At 72.2% G+C, this 12,556-nt stretch carries 9 protein-coding genes; 8 read left to right on the top strand and 1 reads right to left on the bottom strand.

Annotation, left to right across the window (positions count from 1 at the left end):
• Nucleotides 1-251: 251 nt before the first annotated feature.
• From A3CE_RS0100070 to A3CE_RS0100035, 8 genes are all read left to right on the top strand, one after another.
• Nucleotides 252-911, top strand: coding sequence for an O-methyltransferase (locus tag A3CE_RS0100070; protein ID WP_026468003.1), 660 nt, complete (start codon nt 252-254; stop codon nt 909-911).
• A gap of 759 nt (nt 912-1,670) precedes the next feature.
• Nucleotides 1,671-1,895, top strand: coding sequence for an MbtH family protein (locus A3CE_RS0100065; RefSeq protein ID WP_020638010.1), 225 nt, complete (start codon nt 1,671-1,673; stop codon nt 1,893-1,895).
• Nucleotides 1,892-3,670: a fatty acyl-AMP ligase gene (locus A3CE_RS0100060; RefSeq protein ID WP_020638009.1), complete on the top strand. Its 1,779-nt coding sequence runs from the start codon at nt 1,892-1,894 to the stop codon at nt 3,668-3,670. Before A3CE_RS0100065 ends, A3CE_RS0100060 begins: the two co-directional genes overlap by 4 nt.
• Nucleotides 3,667-5,427, top strand: a complete 1,761-nt coding sequence (locus A3CE_RS49595; protein WP_020638008.1) for an acyl-CoA dehydrogenase family protein — start codon at nt 3,667-3,669, stop codon at nt 5,425-5,427. The genes A3CE_RS0100060 and A3CE_RS49595 overlap by 4 nt, the downstream gene beginning before the upstream one ends.
• Nucleotides 5,424-7,124, top strand: coding sequence for an acyl-CoA dehydrogenase family protein (locus A3CE_RS49590; RefSeq protein WP_020638007.1), 1,701 nt, complete (start codon nt 5,424-5,426; stop codon nt 7,122-7,124). Before A3CE_RS49595 ends, A3CE_RS49590 begins: the two co-directional genes overlap by 4 nt.
• Nucleotides 7,125-7,235: 111 nt before the next feature.
• Complete coding sequence (locus tag A3CE_RS0100045) at nt 7,236-7,775, top strand: metal transporter (protein WP_245589403.1); 540 nt, start codon at nt 7,236-7,238, stop codon at nt 7,773-7,775.
• Nucleotides 7,776-7,903: 128 nt separating this feature from the next.
• Nucleotides 7,904-9,040 (top strand): sensor histidine kinase, encoded by a 1,137-nt coding sequence (locus A3CE_RS0100040; RefSeq protein WP_043791538.1) that lies wholly within the window; start codon nt 7,904-7,906, stop codon nt 9,038-9,040.
• A complete protein-coding gene (locus tag A3CE_RS0100035) occupies nt 9,037-9,702 on the top strand; it encodes a response regulator (RefSeq protein ID WP_020638004.1) in 666 nt (221 codons plus the stop codon). Before A3CE_RS0100040 ends, A3CE_RS0100035 begins: the two co-directional genes overlap by 4 nt.
• 247 nt (nt 9,703-9,949) lie before the next feature.
• On the opposite strand, the gene A3CE_RS0100030 is transcribed toward A3CE_RS0100035, so the two are convergent.
• Nucleotides 9,950-12,535 carry an amino acid adenylation domain-containing protein gene (locus A3CE_RS0100030; RefSeq protein WP_051183728.1) on the bottom strand — a complete coding sequence of 862 codons (2,586 nt, stop codon included), beginning with the start codon at nt 12,533-12,535 and terminating at the stop codon, nt 9,950-9,952.
• Nucleotides 12,536-12,556: the final 21 nt, after the last annotated feature.

Raw genomic sequence — 12,556 nt, 5'->3', positions numbered from 1 at the left:
GCGAATCGGGTAGCACTGCCGAAACGGGGCGGCAAGATCGAGGGCCGCGCCGTGACTTCCGGCGGGCCGCCCGGCGGCGAACTGTGGCCGGCGTATGGGTTCACATCCAAACCCAAGCCGGAATCGGCCTCGGCCGCCCCGGAACCGGGCACGAACAGGGCGATTCCCCAGCGACGACCGTCGCCCACCGCCTGGGCCAGGCGGCCGCACTTCTAGACATTTCCACGTGGCCGCGCCCCTACGCTCACGCCATGGCGAGCCAACTACTGGCGTCCTCCGACCTGCTCACGCACGTGGGCGAACATACCCGTCCCGAGGACGCAATCCTGCGCAAGTTGCGTGAAGAAACGGCGTCGCTGCCGACAGCTGCGGCGATGAGGGTGTCCGCCGAGGAGGGCCGGTTGCTCGCGCTGCTGGTCAAGCTCACGCGGGCGCGGACGGTGGTGGAGGTCGGTACCTTCACCGGATACAGCTCGTTGTGCATGGCCCGGGCCCTTCCCCGCCACGGCCTGCTGATCACGTGCGACATCACCGCCCGGTGGCCGGCGCTCGGCAGGCCGCACTGGCGGCGTGCCGGGGTGGCGGACCGGATCGACCTGCGGATCGCGCCGGCGACCGCGGTACTCGACGCGCTGTTCGCCGAGTACGGCCCAGGTACGATCGACCTGATCTTCATCGACGCCGACAAGGCGGGCGCCGCCGCCTATTACGAGGCCGCACTGACGCTGCTGTCGCCCGACGGCCTCATCGTCGTCGCCGGCACCCTGTCCCCCGACGACGGCCCGGACGACCAGGACCCGGACACGGTGGGCCTCCGCGAGTTCAACCGCCTCGTCCGGGACGACCCGCGGGTGGAGATGTCGCTGCTGCCGATCGCCGACGGCATCACCTTGATCCGCAAGGCGGACTGAAGGACCAGGAGGGCCGCCGCGGGAAACCCGCGGCGGCCTTCCGCATCCCGGGCTTCAAAGGACCCGGATAGCGTGGTACGTTCTGGGCTCTTTTCGATGTCAACGGATAGTGACTGTCCAGCCTGTCGGGGCTCCTTGTCGGAGCCGTAGGTCACTGCGCGTAGCAGCTGGATCTGCTGTCATCTCGGTCGTCGATCACGGCGGCGCGCGGAGGTATGGCTGCGGCTTTACCCGCAGGATATGACGAATCTGGTCCCTTCAGGGGCAGACAATGCGCTGTGGTGGACGCTGCGCCGGCCGTTTCGAACGTTCACCGACCGAACGCGGGGCGCACCCGAGACAAGACACGGCCTGGGCAAGCTGCTGGACTGGCTCCAGAGCCAGCCCGGTGAATCGTGGCAGGACCGGTGGCCGGCCAGTGGCGCCGACGCAGCGGGCTCGACTGGACCAATCTGCCCCGGCGAGAACGAGCTGATCTGACTGGCCGCCGGCACCGCGAAGAGCTCTGTAGTCCACGGCCGACGCCGTGAAGATCTCCTCGACGGGACTCATGATGCGACTCCAGGGCTGGTGTCCGCCATGCGCGGGGCCGCCCACGTGTTGTCCAAACGAAGGTCGGGGAGCGGTTGGACGCCCCTTGCGCCGGGAGATTCAGTGCGCCGGACCGCCGGTGTTGATGGTCAGCGGATCGCCGGAGCATAGTGAGCACGGCCGGGCCGCCCCCGGACTCGATTCCTTCGCCGCGAGAGGGGTAATGTCATGCCGAATCCTTTCGAGGACCCAGACGCCGGTTACCTCGTTTTGGTCAATGCCGAGGGGCAACATTCGCTCTGGCCCGTTTTCGCCGATGTCCCCGACGGATGGGAAAGCGTTTTCGGGGAGGCCGGCAGGCAGGAATGCCTCGACTACATCGAGAAGAACTGGACCGACATGCGTCCGAAAAGCCTCATCGAGGCGATGGAAAAAACAGCGCCGACGTCATGAGCGATGACCTTGCCGGATACCGGAGCCTGGGTGAGGCGTTCGCCGCGCGCGCCGCCGCGTATCCCGGACGCACCGCGCTGACCTGCTTCCGGGGCTCCACCGCGCCGGAACACGAGACCATCGGATATCGGGAGCTGGCCCGGCGGAGCCAGGCGCGCGCGGCGGAGCTGGCCCGGCGGCTGCCGCCCGGCGAGCGGGTGCTCATCGCCCTGCCGACGAGTCCGGAGTTCGTCGAGATCTACCTCGCCTGCCTGTTCGCGGGGCTGATCGCCGTGCCCTCACCGCTGCCGGGCAGCTCGGCGAGTGCCGGTGAACGCCTCGCCGCGATCGCCGCCGATTGCTCGCCGGGTCTGATCGTCACCACCGGTTCCGCGCTGGCGGAGGTCACCGCGCACCTGCGCACGCACGGCCTGGCACGGCCGGCTGTCGATGCGGTGGGCCCCGCGAGCACCGAGCCGTCCTCTTGGCCGGCCACGCCCGTGCGGCCGGTCGACCGTCAGACGGACGCGGTGCTGCAGTACAGCTCCGGCTCCACCGGATCACCGAACGGGGTGATCCTCACCCATGGCGCCGTACTGGCCAACCTCGGGGCCCTGTGCACGCACCTGCGCCTCGGCCCGGAAGACCGGTTCGGCGGCTGGCTGCCGCTGCACCACGACATGGGCCTGTTCACCCAGCTCACCGCGGGGCTGCTGTGCGGCGCGCCCGTAGTCCTGATGCAGCCGACGACGTTCGTCCGGCGGCCGGTCGAGTGGTTCCGCATGCTGGACCGGTTCCGCATCACCTACACGGGTGGCCCCAATTTCGCGTACGACCTCTGCACGCGCGCCATCACCGACGAGATGATGGCCGGCCTCGACCTTTCGCCGGTGCGCTACTTCGTCAACGGCGCCGAGCCGATCCATGCCGCCACGGTCGAGGCGTTCATGGATCGGTTCGCCCCGATCGGGGTCGGCCCGCACACCCACAGCCCCGGCTATGGCCTGGCCGAGAGCACGGCGTACGTCGCCTGCGTACCCGGCGGCGTCCGGCCGACCGTGCTCACGGTCGACGCGCGGAGCCTGGAATCGGCGGAGCGTCCCGAACTGCGCCCGGCCGACGGCGACGGCATCGGCAGGCAGGTGATGGGAGTGGGCCGGCCGCTTGCCTTCGACGCGCGGATCGTCGATCAGCGGACCCACGAACCGCTTCCCGACGGCCGGGTGGGCGAAATCTGGTTGCGCGGTGACAGCATCGGCCGCGGCTACTGGGGCAAGCCGGAGCTGAGCGCGCGTGTCTTCGACGCCGGGCTGGCCGACGCCGAAGGCGGGGGCGGCTGGCTGCGCACCGGCGATCTGGGTGCCTTCGCCGACCGCGAGCTGTTCGTCACCGGCCGCCTCAAGGAGCTGCTGATCGTCCACGGCCGCAACCTGTCCCCCCATGACGTCGAGCGCGAAGCCCGTGCCGCGCACCACGCCCTCGTCGGCCAGGTCGGCGCCGCCTTCGGGATCGGGGCGCCGGACGAGCGGGTCGTGCTGGTGCACGAGGTCCGTCCGGAGACCCCGAAAACCGAGCTGCCCGCGGTGATCACGGCCGTCACCCGCAGGCTCAACCGGTCGTTCGGCGTCCCGCTGCGCAACATCGTGCTCGTCCGGCGCGGCACCGTGCGCCGCACCACCAGCGGGAAGATCAGGCGCACCGCCATGCGGGACCGGTTCCTCGCCGGCGACATGCACGTACTCCACGCCGAGCTCGAGCCAGGCCTGCGCACCGCGCCGACGGGACAGCACACGTGACGTCCACCCGTGCCGGCACGGAGATCGAGGCCGCCCTGGACGCTGCCTTGGCCGACGTCGCCGCTCACGGCCCCGGCGGGACGGAGGACAGCCGGATCGCCGAACTGGACGCCACCGAGGAGTTCCCGGCTCCCTTCACCGACCGGCTGGATGCCTTCGGCCTGCCTGCGTACTACGTCCCCGCCGAATGGGGTGGCGAGGCCGAGGACCACGAGGTGCTGCTGCGCCTGTGGCGCACGGTGGCCAGGCGCGACCTGAGCACCGTGGTCGCGCACGGCAAGACCTACCTCGGAGCCGCCTCCGTCTGGATCGCGGGCGACGCCGAGCAGGCCGCCACCACCGCGACCGGGATCCTGACGGGCGCCCAGGTCGCCTGGGCGCTCTCCGAGCCGGACCACGGCAGCGATCTGCTCAACGGGACGGTGACCGCGACCGCGCGGGACCGCGGCTACCGGCTCGACGGGGTGAAGTGGCCCATCAACAACGCCACCAGGGCCCGGTACCTGACCGTACTGGCCCGTACCGGCGAGGCGGGCACCGGACGCGGGCAGAGCCTTTTCCTCGTGGACAAATCCGCGCTCGCTCCCGGCACGTGGCGAACATTGCCCAAGGAACCCACGCACGGCATCCGCGGCGTCGACATCTCCGGGATCGCCTTCCTCGACGCGACGCTGCCCTCCGGTGCGTTGCTGGGCGCGGAGGGCACCGGGATCGAAACCGTGCTGCGTGCGCTCCAGCTCACCCGGACCCTGTGCGCGGCCCTGTCGCTCGGCGCGGGCGAGCACGCACTGCGGCTCGCCGCGATCTTCGCCGCGGAGCGGATCATCCAGCGCCGCCCGCTGCTGGATCGCGCCCGCCCGCGGGCCACCCTCGGCCGGTGTTCCGCGCTGCTGGCCGCCGCGGAGGCGGCGGCCATGGTCGGCAGCCGCGCCATTCACGCCATGACCGGCGAGATGAGCGTGGTCTCCGCCGTGGTCAAGGCCGTGGCGCCCGCCCTGGTCGACTCGGTGATCGGCGAGCTGGCCGAGCTGCTGGGCGCGCGGTCCTTCCTCACCGGCGTATACGCGCACGGCGCGTTCCAGAAGGTCGGGCGGGATCACCAGATCGTCTCGGTGTTCGACGGCAGCACGCCGGTGAACCGCGCCGCGCTGGTGCAGCAGTTCCCGCGCCTGGCGAGGGAGTTCGCCGCCGGCACCGTGGACGCGGATGGGCTGGCGAAGGCGGCGGCGGTCGGGTGTCCCCCTGGCCCGCTCGACCGCGGCGCGCTCACGCTGCTGTCCCGGCAGGGATGCTCGGTGGTGCAGTCCCTTCCCGCCCTGGCCCGCTCGATCGCCGCCGGGACCGCTCCGGACGGGCTCGCGGCACACGCCACCGCCTTCGCCGCCACCACCGGGGACGTCCACGAACTGATGGCCGCGGTGACTCCGGCCGCCCGTCCGCCGATGGCCGCGTACGAGCTCGCCGGCGCGTACGAACTCTGCTACGCGGGCGCCGCGTGCCTGCACACGTGGTCGGCCGAGCGGCACCGGCACGGTGGGGAACCGCTGTGGGAGGACGGTCTTTGGGTCCGAGCCGCGCTCCGCGCACTGCGGGCCAGGCTCGCCGTCACGCTGCGGATCCCGGTGCCCGCCCCGGAAAGGGGAGACGATCGGATCGACGACGCGATCGCGGTACACGTGGCCGAGGCCGCCCGTACCGGTGCCCCGGTCACCCCGTTCGGCGCACCGGCACTCCGGGCCCCGGCGGGCCGGACATGAGCGCGGCCGAGCTGGACGCGCTGTTGGGGGACGCCTGGGACGACCGGAACCCGGTGGGGCACGCGGCGGTCCTCGCCGCCGACGAGCGCCAGGAGATGCTCGCCGAGGGCGAGCGGGTGCTGGACCGGTATGGCCTGAACGCCGAGTTCGTTCCGGTGGCCTACGGAGGCCGGTGGGAACGCGCCGACCGGCTCGCCGAAATCCTGCGCACGGTGTGGCGGCGAGACCCGTGCCTCGGCCTCGGCTACGGCTTCAGCTCCCTCATCGCGTCCGTCAACATCTGGACCGCCGGCAACGAGGACCAGCGGCGCCGCACGGCCGGCCTGTTGCTGGCGAACGGCCGGGTCGCCGCCGCCTTCCACGAACTGGCACACGGCAACGACTTCGCGCACGCCGAATGCGTCGCCCGGCCCGGCGGCGGGGGCTGGCTGCTTTCCGGCCGCAAGGAGATCGTGACGAACCTGCGGCGAGCTGAGGCGATGGTGCTGTTCGCCCGTACCGGATCGGCACCGGGGAGCCGTAGTCACAGCCAGTTCCTCGTCCTGCGGGGCGACCGGCCGATCACGGGGCTGCGGGACCTGCCGCGCTTCCCCAGCTCCGGCATGCGGGGCGTGCAGCTCGGCGGCGTGGCGTTCGACCGCAGCCCCATTCCGGGCGATGCCCTGATCGGCTCCCCCGGCCAGGGCATCGAGGTGGCGTTGCGCTCCTACCAGGTCACCCGATCGGTGGCAGGCGCGATGTTCGCCGGGCCGTTGGAAACCGCGCTGCGGCTGGCCATCCGGTGCGCCCTCGAGCGCCACCTCTACGGCGGCACGGCCGCCGACCTGCCGTACGTGCGTGCAGTGATCGCCCGTGCCTACGCCGACCTGCTCGCCGTGGACGCGTTCTCGGCCGTGATCCTGCGCTCGCTGCACCTGGAGCCGGAGACCATGGCCGTCTACGCCCCGGCCGCGAAGTACCTGACCGCGCGGATCGCGCTGGACGCGTTCGAGGACCTGCGCGCGGTGCTGGGCGCCCGGTCCTACCTCCGGCGGGGCCCGTACGCGATGTTCCAGAAGCTGGCCAGGGACGTCACGCCTGCCACTTTCGCCCACGTGTCGCTCGCGGCCGCGCTGGTGACGTTGCTTCCACAACTCCCCCGGCTGGCCAGGAAATCGTGGCTGGCCGACCCGTCCACCGCGCCGTCGCTGTTCGACGTCGGCGGCGACCTGCCCGCGCTCTCCCTCGACCGGCTGAGCGCAGGCATGCCCAAGCACGACGGCATCATCGGCGCGCTCACCGAGATGGCGGCTGCCGGGTCACGGCCCGGCTCGGATCCCGTGCGGCGCTTCACGGTGCGCTGTGAGCAGGAGCTGCGAAAGCTGCGGGACGGGTGCGCCGCGCTCGGGCCCGCGGACATCACGATCGACGCGTCGCCCGCCGCGTTCGCCCTGGCCGACCGGTACACCGCGGTCCTCGCCGCCGCCTCCGTCCTCGCGGTGTGGTGGCACGGCGGCGAACGCCACGGCGATGCCGCGGTGCTGGGCGTGCTGGACCGGCTGACCGAGCGGATGGGCGGCCCGGCGGTGCTCACCCCGGCCGAACGCGACGACGTGGAGCAGCGTCTGTTCGACTGCGCCGTCGCGCACAGCCTCGACGGCCGTCCGCTGGGACTGTCCGCGCTTGGCGTCCCGGACCGGGCCCGGAGCCGGGGATAGGCGACGAGGGCCGGAGCGGCGTCGAATACCGGCCGAAAGCACGGCTGTCAGGCGCTCTCCTGTACTTTCGGCCGGTTCGCCCCCGCGCCCGCGCTTCCTACTCTGAGCCGCATGACTTCAGCGGATCGACCAGCGGGAATGATGGTCAACGTCGGGCTCGGCGCCGTGTTCACCGCGGGGATCGTCTTCACGGCGTACATGCTCATGGACAGCTGGGGCGGCGCGTCCTGGGTGTTCGGTTCGGTCGTCTCGGTGGTGGTGTGCGCGCTGGCCCTCCTGCGCGAACGGCAGAAGACGCTGATCGCCGGAGCGGGCGTGGCCGTCACCGCCGTCGCCGTCGTGGTGTCCATCGTCACCGGCCACTCCATGCCCCAGGAACCCGCGCCCATCACGGCGCTGGCCATGGCGGTGCTCGTCGGCTCCGCACTCCGGACGCTCCCCCTCGGGCCGGCCACCGGCATTGCCCTCGGCGGCGTCCTGGTGACCATCGGCGCCTGGGTCGACGGGCGGACCGCGGTGACGTACCTGGCCACGATGGGCATGGCCGGCGCCCTTGTGCTGGGACTGTCGCTGCGGGCCGTCGACCGCGCCTCACGGGCCAACGGCCCGGCGCGGCGCTCCTCCTGGTCGTCCGGTTCGCCCCAGCGGTAACCGTGCGCGAAGACCCGCACAGCACCGAATCCGCCCGGCCCGCCGACCCGCGAGCCGCCCCCGTCGTGCCGTCCGGCGGTCCGCTGAGCGGCACGGCCGCCGGACGGCGATTTGGTAATCTGACCGACGTGACCATTCCGGACCGCTGGGTCAAGGTCGCTTCCGACGCCGGGCTCGGCATCCTCTTCCTCGGCGCGATCGTCCTCCAAGCCTTCGCCCTCGCGAGGAGCTGGGGTGGCGCGTCCTGGGTTCCGGGCGCCATCGCCGCCGCGGTGGTGTGCGGGCTCGCGGTCGCGCGCCGCCGGGAGCGGACCTGGACCGCGGTCGCGGGCCTGGCGGTCGCGGCACTCGCGGTTCTGCTCGGAATGCTGTTCGCCGGCCGTCTTCCCGCCGAACCGGGGCCTGCCACGGCGCTCGGCCTCGCGGTGCTCATCGGCTCGGCGGTCAGGACGCTGGCGCCGGTCCGGGCCGGTCTCATCGTGGGCGCCGGGCTGGTGGTGATCGCCGCTCAGCTCGCCGCCGGGCCGACGTCGGCCGTACCCGCCATCGCCGCCGCGACCTGGCTGGCGGGGCTCGCGGCCGGGCTTGCGCTGCGGCTGCTCGACGCCAAAGCACGGGCGGCCGCCGACCGGGTGCGCCGGGCCGAACGGCTGGAGCTCGCCAGGGAACTGCACGACATCGTGGCCCACCACATCACCGGGATGCTGATCCAGTCGCAGGCCGCCCAGGTCGTCGCGCGGCGAAACCCGGAAAAGGTTTCGGAGTCGCTGACCGAGATCGAGGCCGCGGGCTCCGACGCCATGATCGCGATGCGCCGCGTCGTCGAACTGTTGCGTGACACCGAGGACGTGGCCCCCGCATCGCCGGGACCGGAGGGGCTGAGTGCGCTGGTCGAGCGGTTCGGCAAACAGTGTGCGCAGGTCCGGCTGAGCGTTCCCGACGACGAGCCGGACTGGCCGCCCGAGGTGACCAGCACCGTGTACCGGATTGTCCAGGAGGCGCTGACGAACGTGCTGCGGCACGCCCCCCACGCCCGTTCGGTCGACGTGACCGTCGGCCGCGACACCGAGGGCGTCACCGTCGAGGTCGTCGACGACGCCCCGCCGGGCTCCGCCCGCCCCCATCACCGCGGGGGGTACGGTCTGATCGGGATGCGCGAACGGGTGGAGACGCTCGGCGGCTCGCTGTCCGCCGGTCCCCGGCCGTCGGGGGCCGGCTGGTCCGTGCGGACCACGCTGCCCATCCCCACCAGGGAGCCCCGATGACCATCAAGGTCCTGCTCGCCGACGACCAGGCGATGATCCGCGCCGGCCTGCGGCTGCTCCTGGAGGACCAGCCCGACATCGAAGTCGTCGGGGAAGCCGAGGACGGTGCCGAGGCGATCGCCATGGCCAGGCGGCTGCGGCCGGACGTGTGCCTGGTGGACATCAGGATGCCCAAGCTCGACGGCATCCAGGTCGCCCGCGCCTTGGCGGGTCCCGGGACGGCCGATCCGATGCGGGTTGTCGTGGTCACCACGTTCGATCTCGACGAGTACGTCTACGGGGCTCTGCGCGGTGGCGCGGTCGGATTCGTCCTCAAGGATGCCGGGCCCACCCTGCTCATCGAGGCGGTGCGCGCCGCCCATGACGGCGAGGCGCTGGTCTCCCCTTCGGTCACGCTCCGGCTGTTGAAGCACCTGAACAGCACCGGCGACGTGTCGCACGCCGTACCGGCGCAGGAGATGTCGCTGTCCGAACGGGAGATCGAGGTCGTGCGGACCGTCGCGCGGGGTCTCACCAACCGGGAGATCGCCGCCGAGCTGTTCATCTCCCTCAGCACGGTCAAGAGCCACATCTCCGGCATCCAGACCAAGCTCGGGGTGCGCAACCGGGTCGGGATCGCCGCGTGGGCCTGGGAAAACCGCATCGTCCACAGTGCCACGTGACGACGCGCCTCAAGCCATGGTTGCAGACCTCAGGTAGCCGGCCGGAATAGCCACCGAACTTTCCCCCGCGGTGGCCGCCGCCGGTTTTGACGAGCGTTTCCGGTATCGCGACGATTCCATTCCGTCCACGCGACACGCACGGAATCGATCCTGACTTCCGTGTGATCAATTACTTCTCCGAAAAGAAGCGTGCGCATCGCCGCGGGCGCCATACCGCACCGGCCGAGAAAAGTGCCCAAACAGGCTCTCAGGACCGCAGCGCGGCCGCCAGCGCGCGCACCGTGGGGTTGAGGTAGAGCGCACGCGGATGCAGTGGCGGCAGCCCGCGCTCGCGCATGGCCGCCGCGATCCGCATGGCGAGCAGTGAATTCCCGCCCAGTTCCCAAAAACTGTCGGTCGCGCCGACGGCGGAGCCGAGCACCTGCCGCCACACCGCCAGCAGCTCACCGGTGAGGTCGTCCCCGGCCGGAGGTTCGTCCTCGGCCCCGGGTTCCGGCGCGGCGGGCCCGGGGAGCGCGGCGAGGTCCACTTTCCCGTTGGCGGTCATCGGAAGCGCGGGCAGCGCGGTGACGGTCGCCGGCACCATGTGGTCCGGCAGGATACGGCCGATCCGTTCCCGCACCGCCGCCGTGGTCCCCTCCGAGAGCACGACATACGCGTCGAGCCGGTCGGTGGCGGCGGCCGCCGCGTCGGCCCGGTGCAGCGTGACCGCGGCCGCCACCACCCCGGCGCATTCCACCAGCACGGACCGGATCTCGTCCAGCTCGATGCGGAACCCGCGCAGCTTGACCTGGTTGTCGAGGCGGCCGAGGTGCTCCAGCACGCCGTCCGGCCGCAGCCGTCCGCGGTCACCGGTGCGATACATCCGCCCGGCGCCGAAGGGATCGCGCGGGAACCGTTCCCCGGTCAGCCGGGGCCGGTGCAGATAACCGAGCGCGACGCCGCTGCCGGCGACGTGGATCTCGCCCGCCACGCCCGGCGGGACGAGCCGCCCGCGTTCGTCCAGCACGGACACCCGCCAGCCGGGGATCGGCCTGCCGACCGACCTCGACCCGGTGAGAGCGTGCCACCGCGTGATGGTCTCCGCGGTGACGTGCACCGTGGTCTCGGTGATGCCGAACATGTTCACCAGGCGGCAGCGGGTCTCGGGGTACCGGTCCAGCCACGGCAGCAGGCTCCTGGTGTCCAGCGGCTCACCCCCGAAGACCACCAGCCGGACCGGCAGCCGCTCGTGGCGCGTGCGGTCCACCTCCGCGAGCGGCGCGAACGCCGACGGCGTCTGGCTCAGCACGGTGACCCCGCGCTCGGCCAGCAGCTCGTGAACCTGTTCCGGCGACCGCGACACCCAGTACGGGACGACGACGAGATGGCCGCCCGTGAGCAGGCAGCCCCAGATCTCCCAGACCGAGAAGTCGAACGCGATGGAGTGAAAGAACGTCCACACGTCGGCGGCGCCGAGTGCGAAGTCGTCCCGGGTGGCGTCCACCAGCGCGACGACGTTGACGTGCGAGACGAGCACCCCCTTGGGCCTGCCGGTGGAGCCCGAGGTGTAGATGACGTACGCCGCTTCCTCCGGACCGGTGCCGACGGCGGGCGGGCGGCCGGTGTCGCCCGGCTCGGCGACCGACCCGGGTGTCAGCACCCGTACTCCCCGGCAGCCGGGAAACCCGGTGTGCGTGGTGATCACGACGGCGAGTCGTGCGTCCTCGACCGTGTAGGCGAGGCGCTCGGCCGGATAGGCCGGATCGAGCGGCACGTAGGCGGCACCCGCCTTGAGCACGGCGAGCAGGACCGCCACCAGCTCCGCCGACCGGTCGAGACAGACACCGACGAGGGCGCCGGTGCCCACCCCGGCCGCGCGCAGGCCGTTGGCGAGCCGGTCGGACCACCGGTCGAGCTCGGCGTAGGTGACCTGACCGTCCTCATCGGACAATGCGATCGCGTCGGGCCGTTCGGCAGCACGCTCGGCGAACACCTCCGGAATGCGGCGCGGCGTGCTCGTCAGGACGCGCGACGGGCGTCCCAGCGCCAGCACGCGTTCTCGCTCTGCCGCGTCGAAGATGCCGGCCCCCGCACTCCGGTGGGCCTCGATCAGATGCCGGACGAACTGGGCGGCGACCGGCGGGCTCACGCGGCCGGGCCGGTACTGGCACCGCAGCTCGGCCGTGCCGCCCGTGCCACGGCCGACCGTGACGGTCAGCGGGAACGGGGGTGCCAGACAAGGCACGTACTCTCCTTCGCCGTCGAGATCGAAGAGCACGCCCGCGCCGGCGGGCCGCCCGGGCGGTTCCCCCGGTTCGTACCGGGTGAGGACCGCGGCGAGCGCCGCCTCCCAGCGCTCGGGGTCCCGGTCGGTGCCGGACGGCAACGTGACCCGGAATTCGGCCGGCTCGTCGTGGCCGAGCCTTCGGTCACCCAGTCCCCAAGCGGGTACGTGGTCGGCTTCGGACGGCCGTGCGCGGCCCTCGGCCCGCGCGGGCGCCGGTCCGCCGTCGAGCGTCGCGGCGGCGAGCAGCCGCAACGCCAGGCCGTCGAACGCGGCCCGGTGCGCGACGACCACCAGGTCGGCCCGGCCGTCGGAGTATTCGATCAGGGCGGCTCGTGCACCGCGACGGGCATCGACGGGCCGGGCCAGCTCGCGGGCACGGCGGCGGCAGCCGGCCGGATCATCGCCGGCGAAGGGGACACGCTCGGCCCAGAGCGCACCGGGCTCGGCGAAGCTCGCGAAGCGCTTGGCGAGTGTCCCGGCGTCGGGCGGGGTCTCGAGCCGGAGACGCAGCGCGTGGCAGTGCCTGGCGTTCCCGGACGACTGCGAAGGGACGACCACATCCATCTCCCTATGTCGGGACCGAGG

The organism is Amycolatopsis balhimycina FH 1894, assembly GCF_000384295.1.
Taxonomy (GTDB): Bacteria; Actinomycetota; Actinomycetes; order Mycobacteriales; family Pseudonocardiaceae; genus Amycolatopsis; species Amycolatopsis balhimycina.
The sequence above is the reverse complement of the archived record's forward strand: the minus strand, read 5'-3'. Positions and strand labels throughout refer to the sequence as shown.